Annotated in this window: 12 protein-coding genes and 3 pseudogenes; 10 read left to right on the forward strand and 5 right to left on the reverse strand. The window is 60.3% G+C overall.

The window, feature by feature from the left end; all coding sequences use genetic code 11:
* Nucleotides 1-212 precede the first annotated feature (212 nt).
* Complete coding sequence (locus ACE10X_RS38790) at nt 213-335, forward strand: hypothetical protein (RefSeq protein ID WP_375049250.1); 123 nt, start codon at nt 213-215, stop codon at nt 333-335.
* On the opposite strand, the gene ACE10X_RS38795 is transcribed toward ACE10X_RS38790, so the two are convergent.
* A complete protein-coding gene (locus ACE10X_RS38795) occupies nt 336-1,034 on the reverse strand; it encodes a hypothetical protein (RefSeq protein WP_018268842.1) in 699 nt (232 codons plus the stop codon). It lies immediately after the preceding gene.
* Between the two features lie 55 nt (nt 1,035-1,089).
* Between ACE10X_RS38795 and ACE10X_RS38800 the strand changes: the two genes are divergently transcribed.
* From ACE10X_RS38800 to ACE10X_RS38825, 6 genes and pseudogenes are all read left to right on the forward strand, one after another.
* Nucleotides 1,090-1,506, forward strand: coding sequence for a hypothetical protein (locus ACE10X_RS38800; RefSeq protein ID WP_244436048.1), 417 nt, complete (start codon nt 1,090-1,092; stop codon nt 1,504-1,506).
* A 752-nt stretch (nt 1,507-2,258) separates the two neighbouring features.
* The gene (locus tag ACE10X_RS38805; RefSeq protein WP_038388370.1) at nt 2,259-2,696 is read left to right on the forward strand and encodes a transposase; all 438 of its coding nucleotides are present in this window, start codon (nt 2,259-2,261) and stop codon (nt 2,694-2,696) included.
* On the forward strand, nt 2,693-3,046 hold the full coding sequence (gene tnpB, locus ACE10X_RS38810) for an IS66 family insertion sequence element accessory protein TnpB (protein WP_038388371.1): 354 nt from the start codon (nt 2,693-2,695) through the stop codon (nt 3,044-3,046). Before ACE10X_RS38805 ends, tnpB begins: the two co-directional genes overlap by 4 nt.
* A gap of 50 nt (nt 3,047-3,096) precedes the next feature.
* Nucleotides 3,097-4,659, forward strand: coding sequence for an IS66 family transposase (locus tag ACE10X_RS38815; RefSeq protein ID WP_209910342.1), 1,563 nt, complete (start codon nt 3,097-3,099; stop codon nt 4,657-4,659).
* Between the two features lie 29 nt (nt 4,660-4,688).
* Complete coding sequence (locus ACE10X_RS38820) at nt 4,689-5,279, forward strand: UPF0149 family protein (RefSeq protein ID WP_018268847.1); 591 nt, start codon at nt 4,689-4,691, stop codon at nt 5,277-5,279.
* A gap of 275 nt (nt 5,280-5,554) precedes the next feature.
* Nucleotides 5,555-5,704 (forward strand): annotated as a pseudogene (locus ACE10X_RS38825) (IS110 family transposase); the annotation flags it as partial.
* Nucleotides 5,705-5,768: 64 nt separating this feature from the next.
* Here the strand turns inward: ACE10X_RS38825 and ACE10X_RS38830 are convergent.
* Nucleotides 5,769-6,275 carry a GNAT family N-acetyltransferase gene (locus ACE10X_RS38830; RefSeq protein ID WP_018268848.1) on the reverse strand — a complete coding sequence of 169 codons (507 nt, stop codon included), beginning with the start codon at nt 6,273-6,275 and terminating at the stop codon, nt 5,769-5,771.
* Nucleotides 6,276-7,058: 783 nt separating this feature from the next.
* On the reverse strand, nt 7,059-8,405 hold the full coding sequence (locus ACE10X_RS38835; protein ID WP_244436049.1) for a hypothetical protein: 1,347 nt from the start codon (nt 8,403-8,405) through the stop codon (nt 7,059-7,061).
* A gap of 616 nt (nt 8,406-9,021) precedes the next feature.
* On the opposite strand from ACE10X_RS38835, the pseudogene ACE10X_RS38840 reads away from it, so the two are divergent.
* The 3 genes and pseudogenes from ACE10X_RS38840 to ACE10X_RS38850 all read left to right on the forward strand — a co-directional run.
* Nucleotides 9,022-9,294 (forward strand): annotated as a pseudogene (locus ACE10X_RS38840) (transposase); the annotation flags it as partial.
* A 171-nt stretch (nt 9,295-9,465) separates the two neighbouring features.
* Nucleotides 9,466-10,037 (forward strand): annotated as a pseudogene (locus ACE10X_RS38845) (transposase family protein); the annotation flags it as partial.
* A 1,626-nt stretch (nt 10,038-11,663) separates the two neighbouring features.
* Nucleotides 11,664-12,317: a PAS domain S-box protein gene (locus ACE10X_RS38850; RefSeq protein ID WP_244620937.1), complete on the forward strand. Its 654-nt coding sequence runs from the start codon at nt 11,664-11,666 to the stop codon at nt 12,315-12,317.
* 21 nt (nt 12,318-12,338) lie between these two features.
* Here ACE10X_RS38850 and ACE10X_RS38855 read toward each other — a convergent pair whose 3' ends face one another.
* Nucleotides 12,339-13,391 carry a DUF5700 domain-containing putative Zn-dependent protease gene (locus tag ACE10X_RS38855; RefSeq protein ID WP_125459342.1) on the reverse strand — a complete coding sequence of 351 codons (1,053 nt, stop codon included), beginning with the start codon at nt 13,389-13,391 and terminating at the stop codon, nt 12,339-12,341.
* 6 nt (nt 13,392-13,397) lie between these two features.
* Entirely contained in the window at nt 13,398-14,723 is a 1,326-nt protein-coding gene (locus ACE10X_RS38860) for a radical SAM/SPASM domain-containing protein (protein ID WP_018268853.1), read from the reverse strand.
* Nucleotides 14,724-14,725: the final 2 nt, after the last annotated feature.

Raw genomic sequence — 14,725 nt, forward strand, 5'->3', positions numbered from 1 at the left:
GGCCCTTGCTGTGGCGATGAGAGCCGACTCAATCTGGCCTTTTGACAAACTGAAGAAAGAACCCGTCAAGTCGATCGCCCAACCTATTGATGGCTGCCGTGATTTTGTCATCGAGTCCTTGCTCAGATATTCAGCCGCACATGTTCTCTGTAGTCGGCCAGTTCCTTACCAGGTCCTACAACGCTGGTACTAGTGCCGTGTGCAAATCGCCAATGTTAGCCAGAATCAACGATGGTGATTTCCGAGGCGCGTGCGCGGCGTTGCTGACCAAACAAAAAGGGCAATTACAACGGTTGGTTACATCCGCGCGCAGGGCAAGATTCTTCGGGGCCTGATTAACCGGCGTCGCGATGACCAGAAGATGTGTTTCTCTGGCGTGGACCGAGAACGCAACCGCACGCCAATGCACAAAACTCAGCAACCAGATTGTGCCGGAATGCCTGTGCTTCATCGTCGAACCGTAGCCGCTTGTCAATCATGATGGCGCGATTACCACAGAGGCCGGCTTGTAGCTTGCGCAGCTTGTTCAACCCATGAACCACTTGATGTAATCCGCGACCGCGGGCGGTGTCTCGACGTCTCGGCCTAGGCCCCCTCCTCCCAGCATGATCGGAAAAAATCGCTGCATAAGGCTGTCGTAGTTCAATATCGATCTGACCGGCATTCAGGTGTTGCAACGCCTGTGCCTTGAGGCGATCAGCCTCCTGAGCCGATACCATGAGCCGCCCCTTCGGCGGCATGCCTTGTAACTTCTGATGATGCCAATCCGCGGTGCCATTCAGCTTGTTGAAGTATTTCTCCAGACTGGTGTCATGGCTTAAGAAAATGAACTGAAGCCCGTCCGGCACGGCGCTATAGCGCAGCAATGTCCGAACAGCATCCATCAGCGCGAACTGGTCACCAGCGTCGAAGCTGGACGTCACGTCATCAAGCACCGTGAAGCGCGGAACGCCACTATGCTTGGTCGCAGCCGCCAGGAAAATCGCGGCCGCAACAGCGTTGCGATAGCTTTCCGATAGGAGAGCCCCGGGCACTGAGATCCTGAAGGCCGAAAAAGTCCGCGAGCTTTAGATCAACGTTTTCGCTGTTTTGAGCCCGGCTCAGGGGCGGCTTCACATCAGGCCAGCCGCGCACGAAGCGAGCGAACAGATCCTGGCAGGCGGTCTGAATCTCGGCAATCCGCTCGTTAGCCAGCGCCGCCTCGGCGTCGGCGAAGCTCTGGCCGGCGCGCGTGATAAACGTCTACCACCGGTCCAGCAGATTGAGCTTGTCCTGCTTCGCCTTGAGCGCCGGCGCACCAGTCGATATTCCAGAACGGCATCACGGAACCGCTTTGCAAAGCTGAGGATACGGGTTACCTGCACCAATGACGGCGGCAACCGCGTCTGCCTCGCCCTGCACCCGGGAAAGGGTCTCGCCGCGCTGCGTTTCAAGGACCCCGAGACGTTTGCGTCGCAGTCGCCATGGCGTCCTCTTCTATCAATAGGCATTACCAATGCAAAATAGCAGCTCGGATCACGGCCCTATCGTGACGTTAACCACGTAGACCCTTGAGGGCGTCTCCGAACACGTTTCGTTACCCAACCCCTCGCGATCATTTGGGCGAGATCCTCCATCTCTTCGAGCGATGCGACGGGGGCCTTGTTGGAGCAAACGACGAGCCGCTTATCGCGCCCGAGGTGTTCGCGTGCACAACTCAAGACTCCACGAAGACGATCTGAGACGACCTCTCCCGCGGGATCGGTTTGTGCATGAGGTGATTTTGAAGAGCAGGATTTACGATGCCAGCACGGCCATCAGCGGAGTACCCTTGGTCTACAACGATGATCGCTCTTTGCCCCAGCCATTTTTAGCTGGGTCCGGCTGCTTAACCATTGGAATTGGTCTTACCCTGCATACATGCTGCGCTGCTGAGTTAGGCGCGCTGAGCGTATCCATAGTCGTTGCGGCGAAATATCTCCTGTACCAACTAAGAAATCAGCATATTCCGCATTTTCGAAATCGCTCGCATCCAAACTGAGCCATATCTTCTCCGGCGTGCCATCGGCATAGAGCTGACGAAAGACCTCAGGCGTTGCCCGCCGCACGCCGAGCGAGAGGTAAGCCGATCGAGGCCGCGAACTCGCCCGTTTTTTTGCGTCCGCGATAGTCTTCCGCGCGGAATCGGCTCAACGTAACCGGCATGAGGCCCCCACCTAGCCCACCCTGGGCTTACGCGCGATAGAGCCTGGCATGAGTTGATCGGAGGAGGTGGATCGATGGTAAATGCCATGCTTGATGCCAGGCAGGAAGGTAACTCCTATCGTCGTGTCGAGGTGATCACCGGGGAGCGCCGGCGGCGACGATGGACGGGCGAGGAGAAGGCCCGGATCGTGGCGGAGAGTTTTGAGGAAGGCACGAACATCTCCGAGGTAGCGCGGCGCAACGGCGTTTCCCGCGGGCTGCTCACGGTGTGGCGACGCCAGATTACGGCAATGGCCGGCAAGGCGCCGAGCTTCGTGCCGATCCAGATTGGCGCCGAGAGCGGCCAGCTCGCAGCGTCGGCGCAAGCGAGGCCCTTGAAGGTGACCGCGCCGCCGACCATGGCCTGTGGGGTGGTCGAGATCGAGGTGAGTGGGGCGCGCATTCGCGTCGAGGGAGAAGTGGATACTGCGACGCTTTGCACGGTGCTGTCGGTGCTCAGAGGCGATCGATGATAGCGCTGCGGCCCGACCTCAAGGTGATGCTGGCATCCCAGCCGGTCGACTTTCGCAAGTCGGTGCACACGCTGTCGGCGCCGGTGAGCGAAGCGTTACACACGAGTCCTTATGACGGCACCGTCTTCGTTTTCCGTTCCAAACGTTCCGACAGAGTGAAGCTGCTGGCGTGGGACGGCAGCGGCATGGTGCTTGTAACGAAGTGGTTGCACGAAGGGCATTTCACCTGGCCGCCGATCCGCGACGGCGCGGTGCGTTTGAGTGCGACGCAGCTCGCGATGCTGGTCGACGGGCTCGAGTGGACGCGCGTCTCACCCAAGCCTGTGAAGCAGCCGGCCGTTGTCGGCTGAGAGGCGAGGATTTCGCTGGAGCGTGTCGCGCGCGGATGTATCGTCTGGTCATGGCGATTCGCCCCGACGCTCTCCCGACCGATCCGTCAGCTCTGACCGAGATGGTGCTCGCGCTTGACGCCGAGAACGAGAAGCTGCGCGTGGCGATGCAGACGCTCAAGGAGATGATCTTCGGGAAGCGCTCGGAGCGACTTGCGGTGCTCGTGGACGAGCAACTCGCGCTTGAGCTGGGCGATCTCGAGACCGACGCCACGCCACCTGCCGCTGCCAACGACGATGCGGCAGCGGCGAAGCCGCTTGGCAAGCCGCCGCGGAAGAAGGCGCGCCGCAACATCGGCGCACTCCCAAAGCGCCTGCCGCGCTGCGAGCAGGTGCTGGAGCCGGAGGCGACGGCTTGCCCGTGCTGCCAGGGTCAGCTCCACAAGATCGGCGAGGACGTCAGCGAGGTGCTGGACATCATCCCGGCGATCCTGCGGGTGCTGCGCACGATCCGTCCCAAATATGGCTGCCGCAGCTGCACCGATGGTGTGGTCCAAGCGAAGGTGCTGCCGCGCCTGATCGAGAGCGGCATGGCCTCGACCGCACTCGTGAGCCACGTGGTGGTCTCGAAGTTCGCCTGGTATCTGCCGCTGTACCGGCAGGTGCAGATCTTGGCCGGCCAGGGCATCCAGCTCGACCGCGCGACGCTCGCCGGCTGGGTGAGGCGTGCCGCCTGGTGGCTCAAAAGCCTCTATGAGCTTCAGCTGAGGACGATCCAGAGCGCGGCGCGCGTGTTCTGCGACGAGACGCCGATGCCGGTGCTCGACCCCGGACGACATCGCACCCGCATCTGCCAGTTCTGGGCGCATGCCATGGATGACCGACCATGGGGCGGGCCCTCGCCGCCGGCGGTTGCCTACGTGTTCGCTGCCGGCCGCGGCACGGAGCAGATCGCCGGACAATTGACGGACTTTTCCGGCATTCTGCAGGTGGACGGCTATGCCGCCTACAAGGCGCTCGCCGGCGATCATGGCGGTGAGATCCGGCTCGCCTTTTGTCTTGCTCATGCCCGACGTAAGTTCGTCGAGGTGTTCAAGACGACGCAGTCGCCGTTCGCGCGCGAGGTGATCGAACGCCTGCAGGCGGTCTATGCGATCGAAGCCGAGATCCGCGGCTCGAGCGCCGAGCAGCGGCTCGCCGTCCGTCGCGCCAGGACCGCTCCGTTGATGGAGGCGCTCAAGGCACGATTGACCACAATGGTTGGCCAGCTCTTCTCGCAGTCGAAGCTGGCGGAGGCGATCAACTATGTACTCAATCACTGGGACGGGTTGACGCTGTTTCTTCGCGACGGCCGCGTCGAGGTCGATTCGAACACGGTAGAGCGTTCCATGCGCCCGATTGCCATGGGAAGACGCAACTCATTGTTCAGCGGCAGCGAAGGCGGCGCCGAGAGCTGGGCGATCCTGTCGTCGATCGTGAACACGGCAAAACTCCATGAACTCGATCCTCAGATCTATCTGACGGACGTGCTGGAGCGGATTGTCTCCGGGCGAACCAAGAGCCACCAGCTCCACGAGCTGCTCGTCTGGAACTGGAAGGCGGCCCGTGAGCGCATCGCACAGGCTGCAGCATGAGCCCACGTCGCCCTAAAGCTTCATCGTCGATGGCGGCCGCCGCCATGCCGCTTGCGGAGCTCGAGCAATGGCTCCAGGCTCGCGTCGATCAGCATCCTGCCGCCACCGGTCTCCCCATGCTCGACGGCTACGTCGCCGCGATCGTGGCCGGACCGGTGTCGATGAGCCCGCTCGATTGGATATGCCCACTGCTTGCCATCGATGCCGATGCCTTCAACCGCGGCGGCACCCCGGAGTTCGCTGCGATCTCCGCCGTCGCGCTGCGTCATAACGAGATCAGCCAGATCCTTTCCACCACGCCTAACCAGTTCGCCCCGATGCACCGGCGTCAACCCAACGGCGTCGTCGATCCGCGACCATGGTGCCAGGGATTCTACGCCGCGATGCGGCTCAGGCTGTCGGCGTGGGCGCCATTGCTGGACGCCGGCAACGTCAATCACCGCCTGCTGCTGCCTATTCTGCTTCACTGTCGCGACGATCAGGCCGGTCCGCTGCTCGGACCGCCACGGACCGGCCGCGAGACCCGAGACTCTCTGCGCAACGCCCACCTCGATATTCCCGCAGCCGTCGAGGCCATGCGCCAATACTGGATGCCGATCCGCTACGCACGCGCACGCTAATCACCGCCGACGTGGGAGCTCATACCGGTTACGGCTCAACTGTTCGCGAAAGCTCCGATACTCGTTGCGTGCACTCGGATAAAGGGGCGTCGGCGCTCGTGTACGACGGCTCCAAATCCACCGACAACACTGCGTCAACGCTAAATACATAGCTGCAGCGTCGATCAAGGGTAAGACCTTATGTCCGCCTCTGTCGAGGAGGTGGCTCGCCCTACACTGCGCGTCCGAGGGTTGCTCGGACGGACCAAGCCGATCCTCATCACAGGAGGACGAGCGTGGCAGATTATAGGGAAGTATTTGTCGGAATCGATGTGGCCAAGCTGAGGAACGCGGTCGCGATTGCGGACGCAGGCCGGGAGGGAGAGGTTCGTTTCTTCGGTGAGGTCGAAGGTGCGACCGGAACGGTACACGCGGTTGTTCGACGGAGGCTGTCCGAGACCGGTTCGAGCGCGTGGCTTAACGCCGCATGAGCCGCGAGCGTGAGGGACATTACGTCGCACCGAGATCGCGGAGCATGTAGGTCGCGCCCTTGTCGTAGGACGCGAGCTTTGCGCTCAATTCCGCATCCGTCGTGACGGGCCGAAAGCCGAAACGTTCCCATAGCGGTCGCGTGGCGTAAACCGAGACCAGCGCGAGAGCCGCAATGCCTGACAGGCGCGCGAGTTTCTCGATCGCCGCGACATAAGCGCGTGCCGTACCACCGCGGGCGTCGGGCAGCACGGCCACGTCATGCACGTAAAGGCAATCTGCATCGTCAGGCAATCGTTCGAGCAAGCCGTCGAGCGGCGGGATCCGATGCTGCTTCCAGGGATGGGCGAGCCCGTAGCCGACGATCGCTACGTCCGCGTCGAGCACGCGGGAGCCATCTGGACAAAGCCGCATCTTTTCTGCGAACACCTCGGAGCGCTCGAACAGAGCGGGATGGATGCGCGCGGCGATCGCGCTGATCGCAGCAAGGTCAGACGCGCGCGCGGGACGCCAATGCGGCTTGCTCATATCGGTCCGTTGCTCCGTCTTATTCACTCCAGTTTATTTCTGAGCCGTTCACAGCGCAGTCAAAGGCCGAAACGGCAAGCGCCTTATATGCGCAAGATGGGCGGTCCCGCGATCCCGCGCCGCCTCGGCTTTCCCAAAGTAACTTTGCAATCGATGGCCCTGGCAGGCCTCGCGCGGGTCAATCGATCCACGTCGCGCGCCATCTGTCGCGCTCGGCATAAGAGAGCACGCGCTGCCGATCCCGGCCGAGCATGTACGCGACGATGGGAGCCGTTCGGATCACGCGCCGTGTCAGTCTACAAGTACGGCAGCGTGGAATTGGCCGATCACCATCTCGTGTGAAGATGAAGTCCCGGCGCACTGCGACAAATTGATTTGGCTCAATCGATAGCCTCGTCGCCACCGCACTCCTCCTTGTACTTTCTGACCAGAATCCTCGATCTGGCCGGACCATCTGGATGCACAAACATCGGGATGGTGATCAGGGTCCGCATCTCCTGGATCAACTCGTCCGACTGGTACTGCAGAAGCAGATCGGCGTCTCCGCTGGAACGTGACCGTTCACATGATAGTTGATCTAGGGTTGGGCTTCATTGATCTGCGTCAACCGCCTTAGCCATCTCTGCTGACAGGCAGCGCGAGTTATTGCTACGGCTGCGGCGCGGAACTCTGAGAAATTACAGCGGTGCGTTCAGTAGGGCAAAAAATCAGAAGTGTTAGTCGTCACTGCGCCACATGCCTGAAGACCTCCGTTCCGCTGGAATGGGCGCACATATCGATTCCCTATTGTGGTTCTCCGTCCCGCCTCGCGGGACCGGAGGGAGGAGTGTCCAGGAGCAATACTGTTTCGCCCGCGTGTAGGCCATGCAGGAAGAAGGCTCTCCGAACGGCACGCTGGTACTCGGGATCAAGTTCCAATTGGTGGCCACCTCGAACCAATAGGAGCCTGCTCCTAGAATAGGCTGACGCGATAGCGTTGCCTATTGCAGGAGAGAATACGACATCGTCCTTTCCTGCGATAACCAAAACCTCCCCCTGATAACGGCTCCGATCCAACTGCAGATTCGGTAAGGACACAGGCTCCTGCAGAAAGTTTTTCAGGACTTCCGCAGACCACACGTAGAGCGGAAGGTCATAACCATATGAGGACATACTCTGTAGGTCCCTTCCAAGTAGCTCGTACATTCGCACTTTCACGGCATCAGCGGCAGGCAGGCTTAGCAGGGTGCGGGTGAGTGCCCACCGCAGGCTCAAGTGCAGGTCGTGCAAAGTATACGGCAAGAAGTTGTGGGTTAGCTCTTCATGGACAATCTTACGAAGCGTTGCTAAGCCTGACTGTCCTTGTCGCGCGAGCTGAAAGACCATATAAGCTAAGTTTGCTCGCCTGCCATTCTCAAGCTTTGCAATCTCCGACAAGGAGGCTGCGGCTTGCGAGTCGATCTCAGCTAAGTTTCGGGCGTAGGTCCATCCGTGCTGACGGGCCAAGTCCGGCGCTCCCGTGGTGGCCAGCAATGTCCGGGTCACGTGTTCTCCATATCGCTGCAGGTACTGCTGCGCAAGTACGCCTGCGCCTGAGGCTCCGAAAATCATAATGCGTCCGTCTGACGGAAGCAGTTTCGCGGAAACCATGTCCTTCCTTACGCGTTCGATATCCTCGACGCGCTGCCAGGAGCCATAAAGGTTCATTGCGCGGCGCAGATCCAGCTTGCCATCTGGATAGACCTCAGGAAAAAGCGTGGGACAATGGCCGCGATGGCCGATCAGCACATATGACACGCCAGGAAGCTGCTCATCAAAGAAAGAAAAATCCATCTCCGGGCCTACCAATTCCATTTGCCCGTCCGTCAGAAAAAAAACCACAGGATCTTTGGGATTAAAGTTAGTGCTGAGCACGTAGAACGCGCGAAAGCGTCCGCTGCTTTCATCTGTATAATCCATCGGAAGATTGAGGTATCGATGGTTTGCATCGGGCGGCATCTCTGGGTAGTACGCATCCAACGCAAGCCGCGCCTCCGGCGGTTCGTGTGTCCCATGCCATCGCCTGCAGCCCCATATTCCACTTGCCGCGCCCGCAACCGAAAGTACAACAACCAATAACGACCGAATCTTTTTACGCGGACTTTTCATCATGGAAATCGCCTGGTACGGCTGCGTGACAATAGGATCGAAATACTAGTCGATTCACCCTATCACCGCTACGCTGGCGCGCGCCAAGGCCGGTCACTCATGTCGGGCGTCAAAGTAGCGAAGACATCCGAGAGGTGAGCACCCCGGTCCGCTTCGTTGACTGCGCCAAGGTGAACTGTCGGTTCGCCGGCCGTGCCAACCGTCGGACTCGCTCGCTTCGACATCTATGGATCTATGGCTACAGCCTGCGGCCAATACATCACACGACTTGCGGAATGCTGATGCATTCGAGCCTCGACCTGGGCGGTGTCGGAGTCTACCGCTGTTAGTCGGCCGCGGTGAAGCTCTGAGCACGGAAAAAATTCAAAGGCACGGCGCAGTCCAGAGGAAGATCAAACCCGCCCCGCATTCCGACCGAGAAGAAGGAAAGCGTTCGCTGGCTCGACAAACCGACAATCTCAGGCAATCGATCGAGTGGCTCGGGCAGCCGGAGCGTTGCATTCATATCTCGGTGGCCGCGAAAGCGACAACGAATCGTATAGCCTGACGCAAGAGCCTCGTGCTCAATTCCGTCCGCGCCTACGTCGATCGCGTGAGGCGATGGCGATCATACGATTGTATTCGCTCGGAACGACAACTGATGGAGCAGCTGGATTACAACTGCTGTATCGGTGGTTTGTAGGGCTGGCGCCGAAAGATCCGGTGTGGGACCCGACGACGTCTACGAAGAACCGCTCCCGACAGCCGGCTTTATCGGAAGGCTGCCGGGCGGGAGGCGAAGCTCTGCTACATGGGGCATGTCACCATGGAGAACCGGAATGGCCTGGCCGTGGCCGGTCGGGTCACGCACGCCACGGGAACGGCCGAGCGGCGCGCGTCGGAAGACATGCTCAAAGCCAGGTGTGCTTCGGCATAAAATAAGGGCTCTGTCCCACTTTTGATGCAGTTCGGGGGATGTCTGGCGCTCGCGCGCCAGGTTGGAGGAGAATCAGCGCCATGCAGCAGGCACTCCACCGCTCCAGTTTGGTCACGCGTGGGTTTATTGTAGAGAGTGCTTACTACTGTGGTTCGGGCTTCCGGGGGCGTCGTCCTGTGCCCGTCGTGGAACGGTTTCGCGACGTGTCCATAGCCGCTATCGACGCCGCGTGACCGATCTGCCGCTGTCTGGGCGCCTCGTAGAGCTCCTGGTGATCGTCCGCCACTTCCGCTGCGACGCTGTCCTGTGCGGACGTCAGATCTTCACTGAGCGTTTCGCCGACGGGATAGCTCCATCGGCGCGACGCGCGGCAAGGCTGGACTCTATCGTCCATCACCTTGGTCTGGGGCTTGGCGGTCGACCGGCAGCGGGTTTCGCAAAACGGCTGATGCTACCAGTGAGCAAGGATCCGCTTCTGCGCGTTGTCCGACGCCGCAGCCGTTTGTCGGCCGATTCTCTCAAGGTCATCGGGATCGATGACTGGGCTTGGCGGCGCAATCACCGATACGCCAGCATTATCTGCAACCTGGAAAGGCGCCGGGTAGTCACCTTGCTGCCGGACCGTGAGCCCGAGCGCACAAGCCTGGCTGGCTGCTCATCCAATGATATCGGTCATCACCCGCGATCGTGGCGGCGGATATGGCAAAGCGGCAGCAAGGTGGCCCATGGCGGCACGTCAGTGGCTGGCTCAGGCGCGCGGCCTGCAACGCGCCAGCGACCGCAGCCAATCTTGCCAAGACGCTCGGCAAGACGGCGAAGGGCGGCAAGCCTCGTGCCACACACCGGCGATCCGTCGGCCCTATAAAACTAGAGTTCGCATGCCGTCCAAGCTGAACCCGCATATTGCACCGATCGGGGGTGGCTCGCTGCGCAGTCGCAGCTGACGTCACTCGCCATTGTCAGCCGACTGAGCGAGAAATACCCTGAGGAGTTCGGGACGAGACATTCGATCGTCCAGCGTCTGCTGAGGGCGCTTAGACTCAGGGCTGCCGAACACTGGTCGCTCAGGAGGCGTTTGGCGCCGCCACGACCGCTGCCCCATTGCCCGGGGTTGTGGACGGCTCGGGCTATGTAGGGCCCGATCCGCCCCAGCCCCTCTCGTCGAGCAAGCTGGGAGAGCCACGTGGCGCTGACGGTCAATCGACATTGGATCATCATAGGCAATGACGCCATCAGGGTAACATCCGCAGATGAGGCAATACGGGGGGTCCCATTCCAGTGCCGATTGACACTTATACTCGCATCCAGAACACGGCGAGGCCCCCGGGCGCCGGCGCAAAACGGCCCCAAGGCTCGACCTGGCCTTTTGCGATGCGAAGAGAGACCCTAAGATCGGAACGCACGCGCATCTCGACGCGAGACGCCATCTGTTTTGCAGGCTGCGCGATGAGGAGGACCTCCGCTTGACTCGGCTATCGCCGCCGTAACCTGAAACAGGGCGATAATGATAGTTGCATGTAGGAGACTGATCAGCTCGTGATTCTGGTAGGGCGTTTTTCAGCAACGCGCGTTGAGACTTGGAAAGAGCAGTTCGACGAACATAACTTCGAGGCGGCTGGAGCGATATTAGATCGCGAAAGCCATGTACCTTTGATTCTGAGCGCCTCGTCTTCATCGATGAGGGCGAGCTTCGGTTAGCATAGGCCCGCCGCGTGCCGCGGGTGACCGACCGTCGCGTGTCCAATGCATTTTCTGGGTCGCCGGCATGTGGATCGCGCTTCGGACGCTTGCCGCCCGCTCGCTGAACCAAATGGAACGGGACGTCTGAAGGGGTCTCTGCGATCGAGAGGAGATGATCCTCCCGAGCTGACATTAGACCACATTCGCCTTCATTCGATCTCCGTACGCTGTGGGTGCGCCGCCCGCGGCTAGCCCAGGGGCGGCCTGCCCTGCGCGGCGGCCTGCGCAACATCTGACGCTAGATACCCGCCACTTAGTGCGATAATGCCGATACATTGCGTCTTGCTGACGGGATCAAGCGGAATGGCTAGAGCGCAGCAACCTATGCGCCGTACCCTGGCACGTAGCCCAGGCCGAAGATGGGCCATGAAGAGGCATCACGATAGTCAACGCCCAAACTCATCGGGAGGCCAAAAGGCAATGCCGCCCCGATGCCATCGGGCCGAAGTCAAGCCCATGTGGCGGTTCAGAAGCCACAATAGGTGCGCGCCGACCGGCATTTCCCAACTTCTTGTCATCTTTGCATCTACGTTCCTTGATTGCAGAGCGAGTTACTTCGCACTATTGTTGTCCTGGTGTCTTTTCCTGGCCTCGGGTAAAGAGCGATGAGTTCTAATCGTGTTGCATTGCTTCTGAGCCGCACTGCCGATGCAGGGTTCGCCGTCAACCGCGAGGGTATGATCCGCGCCTGGAATCGCAGCGCTGAACAGTTGTTCGGCTACAGCGCCGCCCAAGCGATGAACATGCCATGCGTCGACCTGATTTCATTTCACACCGGCACCCACGCGGACACCTGCTGCAAGCAATGTGGTGTGATTGGCCAATGCCTAGCGGGCACGACCGTACCCAACTATGACGTCAGGGCGAAGACAGCGGCCGGAACACCCATTTGGATCAATGTCTCAATTCTCGCGTATCAGGACGAGGTCAACAACGAGCTGCTCGTGGTGCATTTCGCGCGCGACATCACGCGGCAGAAGGACGCGGAGAACTTAAACCAGCAGCTCATCGATCTGGTACGGCAGATTGTGCAACTACCTCAGGCCGAGCAACGGCGGCCGCCGATCGTTCCGCTCACCGACCAGGAACACCGGATCCTGCGCGACATTAGCGACGGCAAGCACCCGCGGACGGTCGCGCGCGAGCGACAGATTACGCTAGGCACGCTGCGCAACCATCTTCACCGTGTCAACCAGAAGCTCGGCACCTGCAATCGTCTGGAAGCGGTGATCGAGGCCAAGCGGCGCGGCGTTATTTGATCGCGTTGGGCGAACCTACGGTCAAGGCCTCGTTTCGCGACGTGACGGCACCAGCGCGCGCATCAACTCCATCGACCAGATCGGCCATTCTTCGGCGCTTTCGTCACGCCCGGCGATTACCGCAGCTGAATTGTAGCAGAGCAGCAAGAGCCGCGGATCGGACATGCAGTCGATCAGCAGGTCGCGGCCAAATCTTCGTTCGACCATCGCCGCCATGCGCCAGCCGACCGTGTACCATGGGCCTTGCCGGCCGAGGAATTCCATGGCTATGCGTTCGGATTGCGCCGGAGCGAGCCGTTCGTTGACCACATCGAGCAGGAAGCTCTCGATTGCCTTCAGCTCATGACCGAAATCGTTCATGGCGCGGTCCCACAATGCGCGTTCGGCCGCGCCGTCGAGATGACGCGGATGCACGTCAGATCCGCCGGCCGCCGCCAACATAGCGTAACCCTCGCGGAAGTCGCGCATGAACCCGACGGCGCGACGGACCGGCGGCCGCAGATCCTGCCGCTGGTTGCTTTCGCATTCGAACGGGTAGAGTCCGATGTGATGCAGCTCGTGCACGATCAAGGCTTCAACCTGCGGCATGCGCAGGGTGGGATCGAGATACAGGAAAACCATCGCGTCGTCGCTCGCCCCATGCACGAAACTGTTCGGCGCTGGCTTGATGACGGGGAATAGTCTTGCGCGAATGCGCGCGTGAGCCGGCAAATAGTCTAATGTGCTTACGCCGATCGCGGACAGCGGCAGTCGACACCAGGCCGCCAGCGTATGCTTCAATGCCACCCGTTGCCGCTGTGTATCCGAAGACAAGAGAAAGCTCTTGAAATCGGTGTCGGTGAACGGCCGATTGATCGAGACCTCACGTTCTTTCAACCGGATATAGGGTTCGGCCGCATACAAGTCTTGCCAATCATCGTTATCGACGGGCGTTGCTTGCGCAATCTTATCCAAGATGTTCAGCACCGCTGCGACCTGCGCGCTATCAAATTGCAAAGACACCCGGTCGTCGCGGGGAATATTGCAGTCTCGTTCGGCGTCGTGAACATGTGTCCGCTGAGCCTCGTTGCACATAGCGCGTCAGCCATGCAGGCGATAGAAGGCAAGAGTCTTTGCCAATCCTTGTTTGAGTGGACAAATCACAGAATGTTCCGGGGCATGCGAGCGCGGGCATGAGCCAAGGCACACCGGCAACAATTCACAATTGCGGCAGACACTCCCATAGGGGTCGAAATCCGAATAGGGCGCATTCGATATGCTCGTCTCCCGCATGGTGCGCGCGATGTCGTCGGGATAAATGCAGCTGAACACGGATTCGTCGGTACCAATTACCGGCACGCATTTGCCGATGCGTCCAGTGGGATCTATGGTGAAGTTGTTTCGTAACGGTGCAGAGCATGGAAATTTGCGCGGCCCGGGCTCGCCATAGACGCGGTAGCCCTGCTCGACCAGGAAGCGACGGAACTCCGCCTCCGTATCGGAGAATTCGACATCCGATAAGCAATCGTGCGGAATACAGTCGACAATACCATCGCGGTTGTTGAGAAAGCCGAGCCGGAAATCGATACGCGGGTCGACACACCCCTTCCGTTTGAACATCCTGACCACGTCGTAGCCGGCGGCGGGGTTCTCCCGATCGACGTTAATCCTGATCGTCACGCTGCCCGTCGCATCCACCAGCGCGTGCATGTGGTCGACCAAGACGTCGTGGTACGCCTGGGCTCGTTCACGGCTGACACCCTTCCGCCGTGCGTAGGTATCGACGTCACCGTCCAGCGGGATCTGGATCGCCTTGACCGCCAGCTTGGGCAAGTTTGCGATGATCTCAGGCGTGAGCAGAACGCCGTTTGTCAATATTTCCGCGTAATAGTTGACGCCGCGCTCAGCACAGACGCGCTGGAACGCCTCAGTCATCGCGACAATACGTTTGTAACGCAGCAACGGCTCGCCCCCGAACCACTGCACCACCAGCGTCTTGCAGCCCTCCAACTTACGCCGCGCGAACTCGATAATGCCGCGCTCGATGTCCGGCCGCATGGTCTTGCAGGGTGCAAAGTCCTGTTGGAAGCAGTAGCTGCAGTGCAAATTGCAGGCCATGGTCGGCGCAATTGTGAACCGCAAGGTCTCGGTGCTTGCCTTCGTTGCCTGGAAAACCGCCCGTTGCACCGCCAGTTCGTCATGGTCGGCCGGTACCACGAAGCCGAGCGCATAAAGGCAACGCAGTAGCGCCTCGTCCTTGCACGACCCGGATTGAGCCACTTCATCGAGCGCATCGTTGAAAACACGCGCCTGCGCCTCGCTCATCTCCAGCGAGTAGGCAATGATACTATTGAAAGCAAGGTGCCTGCCCTCGTGCCGCAACTTGACGTTGAAGGCGGACGGCTTAAGCCGGACGGCGGCGGTCATTC

It is taken from the genome of Bradyrhizobium sp. Pha-3, assembly GCF_042258325.1.
GTDB lineage: Bacteria > Pseudomonadota > Alphaproteobacteria > Rhizobiales > Xanthobacteraceae > Bradyrhizobium > Bradyrhizobium elkanii.

Bases quoted from the DNA above. Each gene is read 5' to 3' on its own strand.
- ACE10X_RS38790 (WP_375049250.1), top strand. From the start codon at position 213: ATGTTAGCCAGAATCAACGATGGTGATTTCCGAGGCGCGTGCGCGGCG.
- ACE10X_RS38805 (WP_038388370.1), top strand. From the start codon at position 2,259: ATGGTAAATGCCATGCTTGATGCCAGGCAGGAAGGTAACTCCTATCGT.
- tnpB (WP_038388371.1), top strand. From the start codon at position 2,693: ATGATAGCGCTGCGGCCCGACCTCAAGGTGATGCTGGCATCCCAGCCG.
- ACE10X_RS38815 (WP_209910342.1), top strand. From the start codon at position 3,097: ATGGCGATTCGCCCCGACGCTCTCCCGACCGATCCGTCAGCTCTGACC.
- ACE10X_RS38820 (WP_018268847.1), top strand. From the start codon at position 4,689: ATGGCGGCCGCCGCCATGCCGCTTGCGGAGCTCGAGCAATGGCTCCAG.
- ACE10X_RS38830 (WP_018268848.1), bottom strand. From the start codon at position 6,275: ATGAGCAAGCCGCATTGGCGTCCCGCGCGCGCGTCTGACCTTGCTGCG.
- ACE10X_RS38835 (WP_244436049.1), bottom strand. From the start codon at position 8,405: ATGATGAAAAGTCCGCGTAAAAAGATTCGGTCGTTATTGGTTGTTGTA.
- ACE10X_RS38850 (WP_244620937.1), top strand. From the start codon at position 11,664: ATGAGTTCTAATCGTGTTGCATTGCTTCTGAGCCGCACTGCCGATGCA.
- ACE10X_RS38855 (WP_125459342.1), bottom strand. From the start codon at position 13,391: ATGTGCAACGAGGCTCAGCGGACACATGTTCACGACGCCGAACGAGAC.
- ACE10X_RS38860 (WP_018268853.1), bottom strand. From the start codon at position 14,723: ATGACCGCCGCCGTCCGGCTTAAGCCGTCCGCCTTCAACGTCAAGTTG.